The sequence below is a fragment of the Chthoniobacterales bacterium genome (assembly GCA_035274845.1).
Classification (GTDB): Bacteria; Verrucomicrobiota; Verrucomicrobiia; order Chthoniobacterales; family UBA10450; genus AV80.
In genome coordinates, this window is the sequence record DATENU010000007.1 from 1 (window position 1) to 14,845 (window position 14,845).

Consider the following 14,845-nt stretch of genomic DNA (forward strand, 5'->3'; position numbering starts at 1 on the left):
TTGCTCAACGTGCCGGTTCGATTGATTCGCTCGGCTCCCGCCTCGCTCACCGCTACCCTCGCGGCTTTCCGTCTATGTCGCTCGTCCCACTCGCTCCATTCCCGCCCCCGCCTGTTCAACATGCTCGGGATGAACTGACAACGGGGCCTTTGCTTAACGCGCCGGTTCGATTGACTCGCTTGCTCCCGCTTGCTCACCCCGCCCGGGCTTCGCCTATGTCGCTCGGCTTCCGCCGGCTCCATTCCCGCCCTCCGGCTGCTAATCACCCCATCACTCCATTACTCCACTACTCCATCTCCCCACCCCCTGCTCGGCCTCCAAAATGCTCGACCTGGCCGCGGTGTTAGCGTTATCTCATCGGATGCCCCGTTCCCGACCATTGAGCGCCAGGCCAAAATCGCCTGGCGCGGTATGGCTTTGCCTTTGCGCGATGGCTCTGGCTTCGGCCAGCAGCGCGATCGGTCGCGATTATTTTGTGAATCCGGCCGGCGCGGACGGCGCCTTTCCGACGGTCCAAAGCGCTGTCGATGCCGTCCAAGATCAGACGGAAACGGACCGGGCGAATATCTTTATCGCGCCAGGGAGGTACGTCGAGCGGGTGATTGTCGATAAACCATGGGTCACCTTCATTGGCCAGGGCGCAGGACCGGAGAACGTGACCATTTCATACCACATCACGCAGACGCCGGCGTCGCTGAATGAGGTGGTCTCGATCCATCCGAGCGCGACGGCTTTCATGGCGCGCAACCTGACTTTCGAGAATTCCACGCCCCAAAGCAGTTTGTTTCAGGCCCTGGCGACACGCTGCGACGCAGACCGGGCCGTGTTCGATAATGTTCGTTTCCTCGGCTACCAGGACACGCTTCTCGTCTGGAGCTCGACCAGACAGTACTTCAGTAACAGCTTCATCACGGGCGACGCCGATTTCATTTTCGGAAACGCGACCGCGGTCTTCGACCACTGCACGATCGAGAGCACGGGCTTGGGCTATCTCACCGCCGCCGACACGCTGCGCGTCATCGCCAATGGATTGATCTTTCTCGATTGCGAGCTCGTGAAAGGGTTTTCACGAGAGAACGGCACGACCGCTCCGAACAATTCCGTTTTCCTCGGCCGGCCGTGGTTTTATTCGCCGTCCCAGCAAATGCCGAGCGTGATTTACATTCGGACACGAATGGGAACGCATATCACGCAGGCAGGTTGGGACCCGTGGAACAGTCTCATGGACCCCGGCACAAATCGCGATCCGTTCACCCGCGTCTCGGAGTGGGGTAGCATGAGCCTCAGCGGCCAGCTGCTGGCGGATTCCGACGGGAATGGGACTCCCAATGGTCGAGTCGCGTGGGCCGATCCGATGACCGCGGAACAAGCGGCCAATTATACCCTGCAAAATATCTTTGGACCGGTGGATTTCTGGAACGCGACGACGCAGCCCGAGAGCGCCGGGCCTTATGAGAGCCAGGGAGCGCCGTGGGATCCGCAGCTCCAAATGCTCTGGCTGCCGGTGAAGCCAGGCGCGAAGCCGCAATTCTTCAATATCTCCACAAGACTCCGGATCGACGCCACCCAGAATGTGGGGATCGGCGGTTTCATCATTACGGGAACCGCGCCGAAGAAGGTCGTCGTGCGCGCCATTGGTCCGTCGTTGCAGGCCGCGGGTTTGACGGATGCCCTGGCGGACCCAGTGCTGACGGTGCACGGAGTGAGCGGAGAGATCGCAACCAACGATAATTGGCAGGACGATGCCGTGTCTGCCGCGGAGTTGGAGACGAAGAGTTTGTCGCCGGCGCACGAGCTCGAGTCGGCTCTAGTCCTGACGCTTGCCCCCGGCTCCTACACAGCCGTGGTTCGCGGACACGATGGGACCCTTGGGACTGCACTCGTCGAGGTTTATGATGGCGATCTTCCCGCGGATTCGCAGTTGGGAAATATCAGCACCCTGGGGTTCGCCGGCACCGGGGACAATGTCTTGATCGCCGGCGTCGTCATCGGCGGCCCGACTGCGGGGCAGGTGGTATTGCGCGCGATCGGCCCCTCGCTGACGGCATTTGGCGTGGCGAACACGCTCCAGGATCCAATGCTGCAGCTTTACGATGCGAACGGAAGTCTCACCGGTAACGACGACTGGGGGACGTCGGTAAACGGCCAACCCATTCCCGCTTCTTTGCAGCCGACGAATCCGCGTGAGTCTGCTCTGCAAACCAGCCTGGCTCCCGGGCATTACACCGCGATCGTGCAAGGCAAAGGGGCGACGACGGGCGTGGCTTTGGTGGAAGCTTACAATTTGGAATAGCCGGAACCGTTGGCAGTTTCGGCGCGTTAGCTCTCCGGCTCGCCGCGGCGAGCCGGCCCCATTACGACGGCAGGCCGCCTCCAAGCGCGAGAAAAGCGCAAGCCTTTCTGCCATCCAAAGGTTCGTGGTCTAACGAATCAATCTTGGATAACGCTGCTGAATAATGCGGCCGCGCTTTCCGTCAGTCACATCTACATGCTTATGAAAAAATCACTTCTGTTGGGAGCAACTTTGGCCGTATTGGGTCTCGCCATTGCTCCTGTTTTCGCTCAGACGACCCAGAGCACGACCACAACCACAACGGGTTACATTCAAAGTAGCAGCGTTATCGGTTCCAAAATCAAGGATTCACGCGGACAGGATGTCGGCGAGATCAAGGATTTCGTGCTCGATCGAAACAGCGGTTGCCTCGCTTACGTGGTTCTTTCAACCAGAGGGGGCGGGACGACGACAACGAGTACCACGACCACGACAAAAACCGTCGCGGCGCCCTGGAGCGTCTTTTCGGTAAGCTCCGAACCGCGCGTATACGTCACGCGAGTGGAGCGGGAAAAAATCTACAGCGCCCCAGTGTGGGAATCGACTCGGATCGAAGAATACAGCCGGCCGGAATATATCAGCGGTGTTTACGGCTACTTCGGCGTGACGCCAAGCTTTAGTATCGGCGTGACGAATACCAGCACGAGCGGGACGACGACAACTACGAACGCGAGCGCCTCGACCAATGCAACCGCGGTGCCGGCGACGAGTGTTACGCCCGCCGCGTCGGCAGCGCCGAGCCCGAGTGGGACAGCTGCGGCCATCGTGACTCCGAAGCCAACGCCTATGAGCCCGGCCACGTCCTCGCCCTCGAAGCCGGCCGCCAGCGCCTCCGCTTCGAAACCTTCCACCGCCAAGAGCCCGGCGTCTGAAAGCGCGAGCAGCCCTTCGTCAAAGAGCACGAAGAAGAAGAGTAGCGCCGATACCGCGACGGATGAGTCGACGAAGACCGAATCCACCCAGAGCGACTCGACCAAGAGCAGCTCGAAGAAGTCCGAGGCCAAGACCGAGAAATCGCCGAAGAGCGATTCCGCCACGGAAAGCACGACGAGCGAATCGAAGCCAAAGAAATCGCAAAAATCCGAGAAAAAGACTTCCGAACCGGAAGCGGCTCCGACGCCGTAAGGTTAACCAAGCAATTGTATTCAGAACAGCAGGAGTGCGGGAGCGCTCCTGCTGTTTTGCTTTAACGGCTGGGTGGGTCTCAGGCAGCGGCCGCCTCGACACGGGCAATGTCGCGGGGCAAAAACTTCGCCCCAATCAGCCAAAGAACCCCCGCCAAAAGCATCATTCCCGAGACGACGAGAAACGCAGTCGTCCAATTACTGTGGCCAGCCACATAGCCGATTGCGGGAAATGCCGGAACGTCGCCAAACATGTGAAGCATGAGGATGTTAAAGGCAAACGCTGTCGCGCGCACCTTCGGCGACGTAACGTTGGCCAACGCCGTGTTCGACGGTCCGGTGTTGAGAAACAAGAAGAAGACCGACCCAAACATCCACAGCCAGGCGAATGGAAAGGGCGTAAACAACATGGCCACGAAAAGGGGAAAGGCGCAGAGCATTCCCCAGCCTGAGACGAGGAAGTAGGAACCACGATACTTATTGCGAAGACGATCCGCCAGCCAACCGCCGATCAAAGTCGAGGTCAGACCCGCAACGGCAATGATGACTCCGAAAATCTCGGTGGAGGATGAAGGCAAACCACGATCCTTCAAATATGCCGCGATCCACCAGCCGATCCCACCCGCCGCGAAGGTCATCGCCGTCTGAGCTCCGCAGTTTATAAGGAAGGAAGGCGTTCGAATGATCGTAAGGTAGTCCCCCCATTTCGCGCGTTGTTTCTCGGGACGCACGCCGTGGACGGCACGTGGGTCTCGCTGCAAAAAACACCAAAGGCCGAGAGCGATTCCCGGGACTGCCACCAGGCATAAGGCCCAGCGCCACCGGTCCGGCTCGGCCACGAAAGTCAAATGCGTCAGGACCGCTCCGCCAATGACGTAACCCAGCGCGCTGCCGACCGGAATGGCCGCGAAAAAGAAAGACATAATGCGGCCGCGTTTCTCAATCGGAAACAGATCCGCCAAAATTGTCGGCGCCGCCGGTCCGTATCCGCCTTCCCCGACTCCAACAAGAATGCGGGTAAAAAACAAAATGCCGTAAGTCGCAGCCAAACCGGAACCGGCGGTGGCGAAGCTCCAAAAAATAACCGCGAGTCCGATAATAACCCAGCGCGAAAAACGGTCCGCCAGCCAGCCGAGCGCAGGCGCGACCAGCATGTAGGTGACAAGAAACGCACTTCCAAGGCTACCGCTGATCGCGAGGGCGTTTTTGTCCCCCGGCAGAAAAAACGCCGCCCGGATAGAAGGTTCGACGGCCGCCAGGATTTGCCGGTCGACATAATTAAAAATATTGATCGAAAGCAAGAGCGCGACTGCGGTGCGTGCTCCCAGGCGGCCAGGGGAATCCTTTGTCATCATGGAATTGCCGATTGCATGGGACAACCGGCTCCTTGTAAACCATAAACAAACAATGGCTAAATCTTCCGGCGTCGAAAGCGTGCTCCGTTTTTTTGGCTTGGGCATCGCGCGGGTGATTTATCGCGTTTCCACCGTGGGCCGCGAAGATCTCCCGACGGGCGGTTTCCTTCTCCTGCCGAATCACATCACCTGGGTGGACGCCATCGTGCTCTCGCTTGCCTGTCCGCGCCCGGTTCGGTTCATCATCGACGCGGGCGTGTACAAGAATCGTGTTCTTAATCCTGTGTTGCGAGCGGTCGGTTGCATCCCAATCACGGCCCGCAAAGCGAAAGACGCGATGCGCGAGGCGGTCGCGCGGATTGAGGCGGGCGAGATTGTCTGTCTGTTCCCCGAGGGCGAACTCACGCGAATCGGATCGCTTCTGCGCCTGCGCCGCGGTTATGAAATCATCGCCCGGCAGGCGGAAGCGCCGGTCGTCCCTGTCTGGCTCGACCGTCTTTGGGGTTCGATCTTTTCTTTCAAGGGCGGACGCTTTTTTACGAAATGGCCCAGCGCGGTGCCGTATCGGGTGATGGTCGCATTCGGCCAGCCCCTGCCGGCGGATGCGGCCGACATCGCCAGCGTGCGCGAAGAGCTGCTCAAGCTCGGGGAATTTTGTTACAGCCAGCGGCCGATCCTGCGCGAGCACCTCGGGCGCGCCTGTTTGCGCGGACTCAAACGCCATCCGTTTCGAACCGCGCTCACCGACGGCCTGGACGGGAGCACCTTGTCGCGAAGTAAGTTGCTCGGGGTCGCCCTCGCGTTGAGCCGGCACCTGAAAACTAATTGTCCGGAAAAGCGGATCGGAGTTGTCCTTCCGCCGGGCAAAGGCGGCGTGGTCGCGAATCTAGCCGTGACCCTCGCGAACAAGGTCCCGGTGAACCTGAACTTCACCAGCCCGCGCGACGCGGTCGAGTCCGCAATCGAGCAGGGGCGCGTTACCACCATCATCAGCGCGCGAGCGCTGGCCAAACGGCTCGAGGATTTTCCCTGGACGCAAAACGTCATTCACCTGGACGAAGTGCTGCCGCCGATGAAGAAAAAGATCCTCGGTTCGTGGATCGCCGCGCTCATTTTGCCGGCGTCCATCCTGGCCCGGCGCCTTCGGTTACCGCGAATCGGCGACCACGAAGAAGCCGTTCTCTTGTTCACGAGCGGAAGTTCCGGGAAACCGAAAGGCGTGGTCCTGAGCCACCGCAATATTGTCGGCAACGTCTCGCAATTCGCCGTGTTCCTCGAAGCGAAAAAGAACGACGTGATCCTCGGGTCGCTCCCGTTTTTTCACAGCTTCGGCTGCACGGTCACGCTTTGGTATCCGCTCATCGAGAGGGTGCGCGTGGTCACTTACCCGAATCCGTTGGAAGCGAAAAAGATCGCGGGATTGGTGGAAGAGCATGCGATCACGGTGATGCTGGCGACGCCGACATTTCTCCGGGCCTACTTGCGCAAGGCCGAGCCGCCGCAGTTGCGCAGCGTCCGTCTCCTGATCACCGGCGCGGAAAAATTGCCGGACGAACTGGCGAACGCGTTCGCCGTGCAATTCGGCAAGGAGGTGATGCAAGGCTACGGGCTTACCGAGACATCGCCGGTGGTCAGCGTGAATCTTCCGCAGTTGACGCCTTCGAAGCCTGGCCAAAGCGTCCAGCCTTCGAATCGTCTCGGCGCGACTGGCAAACTGCTCCCGGGGATCGCGGCGGAAATTCGCGATCCGGAAACGAACGCGCACCGGTCGCTTCACGAAACGGGAATGCTCTGGCTGCGCGGCCCGAACATTTTCGAAGGTTACCTCGACGCTCCGGAACAAACCGCCGCGGTCTTGCGTGACGGCTGGTTCATGACCGGCGACATCGGACGTTTCGACGAAGACGGGTTTCTTTTCATCGAAGGGCGCCTGTCGCGTTTCTCGAAGATTGGGGGCGAGATGGTGCCGCACGAAACAATCGAACAGAAGATCATCACGACGTTGAACCTGGATCAGTCGACGCGCATGGTCGCGGTCATGGGTGTGCCGGACGCGGCCAAGGGTGAAGCGCTCATTCTCCTGAGCAGCATCGAGCTGGATTTGCCGACGCTGCGATCGGCCCTGGCTGAGTCCGGAGTTCCGAACTTGTGGATTCCAAGGACGGTCCGCCGCGTGGAAGCGATTCCTGTTCTCGGCTCTGGCAAACTCGATCTCGCGAGCTGCAAACGGCTCGTGGAGGAGGGTTAATGGCAGGGACGGCGCGCGGGCGCGTCCGCAAGGATAGCGCTGCAACTTGTGCTCGCGGACGCCGCAGCGCGGCGTCCCTACCAAGCCAATCCCTACCGAGGACGCCGCTGCACCATCACGTAGGCGAGGAACGTTTGGACAATCTCGCCGCGCTGGTTCGTGGTCACGTTCCGGATGCGGATAATGCCGCGATTGGGCTTCGATTGGGACGGGCGCACCTCCAGGATTTCAGTCTCGAGCCGCAGCGTATCTCCCGGCCGGACCGGATGCGGCCACCGCAATTCGTCCACGGCCAAACCAACCGAGCCACCGGCCGCTCGAAATTTTCCGGTGGTATACAACTTCATGCTCATCGCCGCCGTATGCCAGCCGCTGGCGGCCAGGCCCTTGAAAACGCTCTTCTCGGCGGCGGATTTATCGAGGTGAAACGCCTGCTGGTCGAAGTCGCGGGCAAAAGCGATGATGTCCTCCTCCGTCACGTGGACAACGTCGGAATCAAAGCGATCGCCGACGTGCAAATCTTCGAGGTAGAGCTCGGTCACGCTCTATTTTCAGCGTCATTTCCGATTTGTCATCCCGTGCGATGCGCGGGTTTCCGTCACCCCTTCGGGGTTAGGTGATTCGGGATCCACCCCCCCCGGAGTTCGCTGCGCTTCACTCCGGGCTTTAATCCCACGCGCCTCCGGCGCTGCAAGGAAAGCGCGCTCACGTTCCGATTCTGCCGTTATGGTTAGCCCCAACGGGGCGTCGGATTAGAGCCCGGAGTGAAGCGAAGCGAAACTCCGGGTGCCGATCCCGACTGAAATCAAGCCCCGAACAGGGGCGACGGAAGGATCGATGCCGCCCAAAAGGCGTGGTTTCCGTCACCCCTTCGGGGTTTGGTGGATTTGTGAAAGGTCCCCGGAGTTCGCTCTGCTCACTCCGGGCTCTAATCCGGCGCGCCTCCGGCGCTCAAGCAGGTCCGAGGCAGCCGGGAATCCCAGCGTTTCACGCGACGCTACGAACGGAAGCTGTCGATGAGCCCGTTGACACAAACGCTCGCGGCGGTATTGAGTTTGTCTCGCAAACGCCAGGGTAGCTCAGCGGTAGAGCAGGGGACTCATAAGCCCTTGGTCGGGAGTTCGATTCTCCCCTCTGGCAGTTTCTTAAATGGCTTGGGTCTATATCCTCCGCGGTTCCACCGGTCGCCATTACATTGGCTCAACCGTCGATCTCGATGCACGCTTCGCGCAGCATATTCGTGGTCACACCGCAACCACGAAGCGTCTCGGTGAGAAACTTGAAATTGTTGCAGCAAAGAGATTTTCGTCGCTAAGCGAGGCCCGCTCGGTCGAATGTCGATTGAAAAAAAAGAAGAACCCTAAACTCGCGATTTACTATTTGCGCCGGTAGGCAGCCCCGAAAGCTTTCGGGGTTGGTCGGGAGTTCGATTCTCCCCTCTGGCACTCCCCTCACCCGTTTACTCCTTCTTTTTCTCCAAGTACGGCTGGAGATCTTTTTCGCCGCCGCGAATTGCGGCCATGAAACAAACGCCGTTTCGCTGGGTGACCGCGCCCGTCCAGCCTTCCAACTCGACGAAACGCCAATCGGAAAAATCGGTGACCTGGCCGGTTTTGGGGTCGGCCTCGGCCGGGAAGAGAAAACACTGCATCCGCTTTTCCACCAACCAGATTTGGGCGACGCGACGGACTTCATCGTCGTCAAAAACACGCGTGCCCAAGGTTTTGAAATCGGCGAACTCAGCCGGCACGTCATAATGCTCGAGCCGGTGCTTCATGAAATAGAAATCGCTCAGGGCGCCGGCCTCCGTTTTCAACGGATCGAGCAAGACCGATCGGGTCGAAGCGCCCACCGTGAGAAGTCTTCGCGCCTTGTCCGCGCCGGGAAAGTCGCGCAAGTGCTCGCGCACGCGATAAGCAGCGACGCCGCTGATGACGAGCAGGGCCAGGGCAATCGCGATGACAACTGGATTGAGCAGGATCTTTTTCCAGCGGCGCCTCACCACCGGAATGAGGTTTTCGTTTGCGAACCATTCCGCCACCTGCGCGTCCACCGGGATCTCATGAACGAGCCTGGCCATCGCCGTGTCGAACGCCTGCTGATGGCCAAACGCGGCTGCCTTCTTCCCGTGGCGCGCGCGCTGGATCGCCACCCGCATCGCGCGGTCGATCCCCGGCTTTTCCGTGATGGGCGCGCAGCCCAGAAGAAGGTCAGACTTGTCCGGCATCGAAAACTTCTTCTTCGTGATATGGCGTGGTGGCGTCGAGCCAGGATTGGAATTGACGACGCCCGCTCGAAATCAGCCCGGCAAACTCGCCGGTCTTCATTTCCAGCATCGTGAGCATTTCGTTCAAGGTGAATTCGTCCAGATAAAAAAGGGCCAGGGCACTGCGCTGCGGCTCGGGGGCTGCGGAAATCCAGACCGCGAGCTGATTAGGCTCCAGCTGTGCGATCTGCTTCGGGGCCGCGGGAGAAATTTCGGCCTCCTCCAACATTCCCGGCTCAGCCTGCAGATCCTGCTCGCCGAGCGCGAGGCAGCGCCAGCGCGCGTCATTAAAAAACCAGAAGCGATCCGGAGGCGGCTCGTCTTTCGCGGAGCGCAGGGCCGCTTCCCGGACTGTGTCCTGAAAGGCGCTCTGCGCCTTGCTCGCGTCGCCTGTCATTAGGAAACAAAAGCGATAGAGTTGCGGAAGATTTTGGGTGGTAACGGCCATTATTCGATTTTCTGAAGCACGAAATTTACGCGCGAGCTGTGCCGCGACAAGGGGCTGTAGCTGGGACGCTTTCCAATGGAGCCGGCACGCCATCGTGCCGGAGGGATGCAGCATCGCTTTCTCTCAACGGCCTGGTGGCAGGCCGTCTCCAATAAGGCGCCGTCCCACTTCCTCTGCGTTTTCCCGGCTGTTGAAGGCCGAGATGCGGAAGAACCCTTCGCCGCAGGATCCGAATCCGCTCCCGGGCGTGATCACGACGTTAAGCTCGTGCAACATCCGATCGAACATCTGCCAGCTCGTCAGGCCGGGAGGCGTCGAGACCCAAATGTAGGGCGCGTTCACGCCACCATAAACCTCGAGACCGGCGTGCTCCGCCGCTTCGCGCAGGATCCGCGCGTTCCCCATGTAATGATCGATCAAATGGCGCACCTGCTCGCGCCCTTCCGGCGTGTAAATGGCCTCGGCGCCCCGTTGAACCGGATAACTCACACTGTTGGCTTTTGTGCTCCAGCGGCGATGCCAAAGAGGGTGGATCGGCTTCCGCTCGCCGCCCGCCGTGCGCGCCAGCAAACTCTTCGGCATGACTGTGAATCCGCAACGCACGCCGGTGAACCCGCCATTCTTGGAGAAACTGCGAAACTCCACCGCGCATTCGCAGGCACCTGGGATTTCGAAAATCGAGTGCGGAATTTTTGGATCGCTGATGTAAGCCTCATACGCCGCATCGAACAGGATGATGGACTCGTGTTTACGCGCGTACTCAACCCAGCGGGTCAACTGCTCCCGGGAGGCCACGGCGCCGGTCGGATTATTCGGAAAACAAAGGTAAACGATGTCGACCGGCTCCGACGGCGGCTCGGGCACAAAATTATTCGAGGGGCCGCAAGGCAGGTAGGTGATTCCTTCGTATCGACCTGATTTGTCGGCGGCTCCCGTGTGCCCCACCATGACATTCGTATCGACGTAAACCGGATAAACCGGGTCGGTAATCGCCAGTTTGTTTTGGTCGCCCAAAACGTCGAGGATGTAGCCGCAGTCCGATTTCGAGCCTTCCGAGATAAAAATCTCGTCCATGGTCATCTCAACGCCGCGGTCGCGATAATCCTGTTCCGCGATTCTCTCGCGCAGCGATTCCAAACCCTGCTCATGGCCGTAGCCGCGGAAAGTCTCGCGGACGCTGAGCTCATCCACCGCGTGGTGCATGGCCGCGATAACGGCCGGCGGCAACGGCTCGGTGACGTCGCCGATCCCGCAGCGAATCAGGCGTTTCGCCGCGTCCGGATTCGCGTCGCAAAATTCACGGACCCGGCGGCTGATTTCGGGAAAGAGATAGCCAGCCTGGAGCTTGAGGTAGTTGTCGTTTAGATAGGCCATTTCTGTAGCGGCGGTCTCTGACCGCCGAAGCTCCACCTCACGGCGGTCAGAGACCGCCGCTACAGATGAGCAAAACGTCGTCGCTTAATAGTTCTTCGCGACTTCGTCCCAGTTCACCACGTTCCACCAGGCCTTGATGTAATCGGGCCGGCGGTTCTGGTAGTTCAGGTAATAGGCGTGCTCCCAGACATCGACTCCGAGGAGTGGCGTGTTGCCCTCCATGAGCGGGCTGTCCTGGTTCGGAGTAGAAACGACTTCGAGTTTGCCGCTCTTGTTCTTGATCAGCCACGCCCAGCCGCTCCCGAAACGTTTGGCTCCGGCATCGGCGAACTTTTCCTTGAAAGCGTCGAAGCTCCCGAAAGTGGATTTGATGTCATCGCCGAGTTTGCCGGACGGTTCGCCGCCGGCGTTCGGGCCCATGATCTTCCAGAAGAAAGAATGGTTCGCGTGCCCGCCGCCGTTGTTGCGGACGACGCCGCGAATGTCTTCCGGCACAGAATTGAGGTCCTTGATCAGATCCTCGACGGATTTGTTCGCGAGTTCGGGTTTATCCTTGAGGGCGTTGTTGACGTTGGTGATGTAAGTCTGGTGATGCTTGGTGTGATGGATTTCCATCGTGCGCGCATCGATGTGCGGCTCAAGCGCGTCGTAGGCGTAGGGCAGTTTTGGTAATTCGTAGGCCATAGTTTGGCAATGTCACTGCCTGCGGCAGCGCGTCAATCAAGCAGCGAACTGCCAAATTTACGGCGCCGCTCCGACAGGGCCGTCGCACCCTTTAGATTGCCGCTACGGAATCTTGACGGCTTTAAGCCGTCAAGATTTGCAGCGCCCGTTCGCACGTCCGCCGTCAACCGAGATGGCGCTGCTGGCCGACTTGATAGGCTTCGGTAAACCAGGCGGCGGCTTCGTCGTCGATCTCGTCCACGCTCTCGAATCGAAAGGCGTGAAGATGATTTCGCGGCGAAAAAGTCTCGATTCGGCGAAAGCGCGGGTTCTCCAGGCGGCGCGCGAGGACGACGTGTCCGTCCACCCAGTTTCGTCGGATGACGAAGGCGGCAAAGCTCATCCGAACCTGAAACGCGATCCGGGTTTTCTCGGGCAGAACAGTTACCGGCCCGTTCCGCCTGGCGACTGCGAGCAGCTTATCGAAAATGGCACGGACCGTTTTCGGTTTGTCGTCGAAATGTGAAGCGAGGGTGTAATTCCCGCAGGCGTGGGATTGATTGCGATTGGCGAAAGCGCGGCCGCACTCAGGACAACGCCAGAGGGGAGGGCGCCGTTTCGTTGCCATCACGCCTTCAGTTGCCTCATCAATCCCGCGATATCAACCAGACCCCAGGCCTCGGCGGCACGGCCATCCACGATTCGCCAAACGCTGAACCCTTCGATCCGAACGTTCTTCCCCGTCGGCTCGATCCCAAAAAAAGCGCCGCGATGCACCCCCTCTGAAACCCAGTGATCGATGACGAGATCGCCTTCCGCCGCAGTATGCAGACTCCGCACTTTCTGGTCAAAAGCCGCTCGCAAATTTCCGACCGCATCGGCGAAGCCAGCCCGGCCGGGTCGCTGACCAGGAAATGCGGCATGGTCGTGAAAATCATCCGCGATAACCGTGTCCAGCGCGGCGATTGGTTTCTCGCCGCTCAACACGGCATTAATGACTTCAACGACCTGCCGGTTCTCGGCCGTTTCGCTCATGCGCCGCAGCGATAGAAGCTGGGATAATGGCCGAGGCCGCTGCGGTAATTGATGTAAGTCGCGAGCGCGAGCAGCGGAAAATTCTGCCGGTACATGTCGTACTTGAGATAAAAGACGCGGGGGAAACCGGTGCCCGTGATTTGCGGTTCGTCCCAGGCGCCGTCGGCTCGTTGGGTCGAAAGCAGATAACGCAAACCTCGCTGCACGCTGGCCCGATCGAGATCGCCACAGGCACAGATTCCCATGATCGCCCAGGCGGTCTGCGAGGCGGTGCTTTCGCCGCACCCTTTCACCGTCGGGTCGTCATAGGATGCGCAGGTTTCTCCCCAGCCGCCATCCGCATTCTGGCAGCTCTCGAGCCAATCACGTCCGCGCAGGATCCAATCCTGCGTCATGTTCTCGCCGATGGCGCGCAGGCCGCGGAGCACCTGCCATGTCCCGTAAATGTAATTGACGCCCCAGCGTCCGTACCACGAACCGTCGTCATCCTGCGTTTCAAAGAGATAGCGGATGGCTTCGCGGACCGAGCGCTGTTTCACGTCGAAATTGATGTAGCCGAAAAGCTCGAGGGTGCGCGCGGTGAGATCGCTGCAGGTCGGATCGAGAATCGCGTTGTGATCCGCGAACGGCATGTCCTCGAGCCAATGTTTGGTCACTTCCTTGTCGAACGCCGCCCACCCGCCGTCACGGCATTGGAAGCTGAGCTGCCAGGCGATCGCGCGTTTGAAAAGGGCATCGAGTGCCTCCTGGTCGTCCGGCTTTGCGAGCCGAAGTCCCATCAACACCATCGCGGTATCGTCGGTATCCGGATAATAAACGTTGTTGTATTCGAAGGCCCAACCGCTCGCATCCGTGTGGGGATTGTTGATCGTCCAATCGCCCTGGGTGCGGACTTCTTTGTCGACCAGCCAATTGGCGGCCTTCTTGAGCGAGGGATGGTCCGCCGGCAGGCCGGACTCGGCCAGCGCGATGATATTGATCGCCGTGTCCCAGACAGGCGACAGGCAGGGCTGGATCCGGAAATCTTCCGGGTCATCGACGAAGAGGCCGGCAAAGTCGTTCGCGGCTTTTTTGTAAATCGGATTGTTGGGCGAATACCCGAGAGCGCGCAGGGCGATCAGCGAGTTGAGCATCGCTGGAAAAACGGCAGCCAATCCGTCGCTCCCCTCCCCGATCCGCTCGATCATCCAGCGTTCGGCTTCCTCCAAGGCGCGCCGGCGCATCGGACGCCATCCCAGTTTCGAAATGATCTTGATGGCGTGATCCGCCCGCAGGAAAAAATTCCGCCAGGCAAAAAAGCGGGGATCGCGGGAAAGTGTGAAATCCTTGTGCTCTGTACCGAGAGGATACAGCTCGTGCAATTGCTTCATCCCGGGGAGTTCACGGGTCGGCTTGAAATGATTAATGATCGCGAGCGGGATCAGCATCGCCCGGCTCCAGGAGGACATTTTGTAAATGTTAAAGAACGCCCAACTCGGGAGGAGGATCATCTCGACCGGGATCGTGGGCAGATACTGCCACGGGAACTGCCCCAGCAGCGCGAGGTAAAGCTTGCTGAAGGTGTTCATCTTCGGAATTCCGCCAAGCCGAAGAATGTTGGCGCGGGCGTCGTGCATGAACGGCAGATCGGCCGAATGCCCGGCAAGCTTAAGGGCGAAGTAGGCTTTCACCGAGGCGTTCACTTCGCTCGGCCCGCCGTAGTAAATGTTCCATCCGCCGTCAGGCAGCTGGCGTTTCAAAATGTGGCGGACGCAGCGTTGCTGGAGAGCGTCGTCGACTTCACCGAGCCAGTGCATGAAGAGCACGTAGTCGGAGCAGAGGGTGCTATCGACCAGGAGCTCACCGCACCAGTGGCCGTCCGGGTGCTGTTGCCGGAGAAGATTATCCTGGGCCCGCGATATCGCGCTCGCGATTTCCGGATCGTCCTGCGAATAGGACGAGCTCGCGTTCGGGGCAACGCTCGGCAGCGGAATGAGGTTGGCAACCGGTGGCGCCATCGC

The 14,845-nt window shown here is 59.8% G+C and carries 13 protein-coding genes and 1 tRNA gene; 5 read left to right on the forward strand and 9 right to left on the reverse strand.

The window, feature by feature from the left end; translation table 11 throughout:
* Positions 1 to 430: 430 nt before the first annotated feature.
* Together VJU77_02550 and VJU77_02555 are read left to right on the forward strand one after the other, a co-directional pair.
* The gene (locus tag VJU77_02550; protein ID HKP02217.1) at positions 431 to 2,293 is read left to right on the forward strand and encodes a pectinesterase family protein; all 1,863 of its coding nucleotides are present in this window, start codon (positions 431 to 433) and stop codon (positions 2,291 to 2,293) included.
* 201 nt (positions 2,294 to 2,494) lie between these two features.
* Positions 2,495 to 3,457, forward strand: coding sequence for a PRC-barrel domain-containing protein (locus tag VJU77_02555; protein HKP02218.1), 963 nt, complete (start codon positions 2,495 to 2,497; stop codon positions 3,455 to 3,457).
* A gap of 79 nt (positions 3,458 to 3,536) precedes the next feature.
* Here the strand turns inward: VJU77_02555 and VJU77_02560 are convergent, their stop codons facing one another.
* Positions 3,537 to 4,811, reverse strand: coding sequence for an MFS transporter (locus VJU77_02560; GenBank protein HKP02219.1), 1,275 nt, complete (start codon positions 4,809 to 4,811; stop codon positions 3,537 to 3,539).
* 52 nt (positions 4,812 to 4,863) lie between these two features.
* On the opposite strand from VJU77_02560, the gene VJU77_02565 reads away from it, so the two are divergent.
* Positions 4,864 to 7,059 carry an AMP-binding protein gene (locus tag VJU77_02565; protein ID HKP02220.1) on the forward strand — a complete coding sequence of 732 codons (2,196 nt, stop codon included), beginning with the start codon at positions 4,864 to 4,866 and terminating at the stop codon, positions 7,057 to 7,059.
* A 92-nt stretch (positions 7,060 to 7,151) separates the two neighbouring features.
* On the opposite strand, the gene VJU77_02570 is transcribed toward VJU77_02565, so the two are convergent.
* Positions 7,152 to 7,601 carry a MaoC family dehydratase gene (locus VJU77_02570; protein ID HKP02221.1) on the reverse strand — a complete coding sequence of 150 codons (450 nt, stop codon included), beginning with the start codon at positions 7,599 to 7,601 and terminating at the stop codon, positions 7,152 to 7,154.
* Positions 7,602 to 8,127: 526 nt separating this feature from the next.
* Between VJU77_02570 and VJU77_02575 the strand changes: the two genes are divergently transcribed.
* Together VJU77_02575 and VJU77_02580 are read left to right on the forward strand one after the other, a co-directional pair.
* Positions 8,128 to 8,199, forward strand: a tRNA-Met gene (locus VJU77_02575).
* A 9-nt stretch (positions 8,200 to 8,208) separates the two neighbouring features.
* Complete coding sequence (locus VJU77_02580; protein HKP02222.1) at positions 8,209 to 8,451, forward strand: GIY-YIG nuclease family protein; 243 nt, start codon at positions 8,209 to 8,211, stop codon at positions 8,449 to 8,451.
* Positions 8,452 to 8,518: 67 nt separating this feature from the next.
* Here VJU77_02580 and VJU77_02585 read toward each other — a convergent pair whose 3' ends face one another.
* From VJU77_02585 to shc, 7 genes are all read right to left on the reverse strand, one after another.
* Entirely contained in the window at positions 8,519 to 9,286 is a 768-nt protein-coding gene (locus VJU77_02585) for a hypothetical protein (GenBank protein ID HKP02223.1), read from the reverse strand.
* Complete coding sequence (locus tag VJU77_02590) at positions 9,270 to 9,773, reverse strand: hypothetical protein (GenBank protein ID HKP02224.1); 504 nt, start codon at positions 9,771 to 9,773, stop codon at positions 9,270 to 9,272. The genes VJU77_02585 and VJU77_02590 overlap by 17 nt, the downstream gene beginning before the upstream one ends.
* 123 nt (positions 9,774 to 9,896) lie before the next feature.
* Positions 9,897 to 11,147, reverse strand: a complete 1,251-nt coding sequence (locus VJU77_02595; protein ID HKP02225.1) for an LL-diaminopimelate aminotransferase — start codon at positions 11,145 to 11,147, stop codon at positions 9,897 to 9,899.
* An 84-nt stretch (positions 11,148 to 11,231) separates the two neighbouring features.
* On the reverse strand, positions 11,232 to 11,831 hold the full coding sequence (locus tag VJU77_02600) for a superoxide dismutase (GenBank protein HKP02226.1): 600 nt from the start codon (positions 11,829 to 11,831) through the stop codon (positions 11,232 to 11,234).
* Between the two features lie 163 nt (positions 11,832 to 11,994).
* The gene (locus VJU77_02605) at positions 11,995 to 12,438 is read right to left on the reverse strand and encodes a DUF5655 domain-containing protein (GenBank protein ID HKP02227.1); all 444 of its coding nucleotides are present in this window, start codon (positions 12,436 to 12,438) and stop codon (positions 11,995 to 11,997) included.
* Entirely contained in the window at positions 12,438 to 12,845 is a 408-nt protein-coding gene (locus VJU77_02610; protein ID HKP02228.1) for an ester cyclase, read from the reverse strand. The genes VJU77_02605 and VJU77_02610 overlap by 1 nt, the downstream gene beginning before the upstream one ends.
* Positions 12,842 to 14,842, reverse strand: a complete 2,001-nt coding sequence (shc, locus tag VJU77_02615) for a squalene--hopene cyclase (GenBank protein HKP02229.1) — start codon at positions 14,840 to 14,842, stop codon at positions 12,842 to 12,844. The genes VJU77_02610 and shc overlap by 4 nt, the downstream gene beginning before the upstream one ends.
* Positions 14,843 to 14,845 lie beyond the last annotated feature (3 nt).

Coding starts and splice junctions, on each gene's coding strand:
- VJU77_02550 (HKP02217.1), top strand. CDS start 431: ATGGCTCTGGCTTCGGCCAGCAGCGCGATCGGTCGCGATTATTTTGTG.
- VJU77_02555 (HKP02218.1), top strand. CDS start 2,495: ATGAAAAAATCACTTCTGTTGGGAGCAACTTTGGCCGTATTGGGTCTC.
- VJU77_02560 (HKP02219.1), bottom strand. CDS start 4,811: ATGATGACAAAGGATTCCCCTGGCCGCCTGGGAGCACGCACCGCAGTC.
- VJU77_02565 (HKP02220.1), top strand. CDS start 4,864: ATGGCTAAATCTTCCGGCGTCGAAAGCGTGCTCCGTTTTTTTGGCTTG.
- VJU77_02580 (HKP02222.1), top strand. CDS start 8,209: ATGGCTTGGGTCTATATCCTCCGCGGTTCCACCGGTCGCCATTACATT.
- VJU77_02585 (HKP02223.1), bottom strand. CDS start 9,286: ATGCCGGACAAGTCTGACCTTCTTCTGGGCTGCGCGCCCATCACGGAA.
- VJU77_02590 (HKP02224.1), bottom strand. CDS start 9,773: ATGGCCGTTACCACCCAAAATCTTCCGCAACTCTATCGCTTTTGTTTC.
- VJU77_02595 (HKP02225.1), bottom strand. CDS start 11,147: ATGGCCTATCTAAACGACAACTACCTCAAGCTCCAGGCTGGCTATCTC.
- VJU77_02600 (HKP02226.1), bottom strand. CDS start 11,831: ATGGCCTACGAATTACCAAAACTGCCCTACGCCTACGACGCGCTTGAG.
- VJU77_02605 (HKP02227.1), bottom strand. CDS start 12,438: ATGGCAACGAAACGGCGCCCTCCCCTCTGGCGTTGTCCTGAGTGCGGC.
- VJU77_02610 (HKP02228.1), bottom strand. CDS start 12,845: ATGAGCGAAACGGCCGAGAACCGGCAGGTCGTTGAAGTCATTAATGCC.
- shc (HKP02229.1), bottom strand. CDS start 14,842: ATGGCGCCACCGGTTGCCAACCTCATTCCGCTGCCGAGCGTTGCCCCG.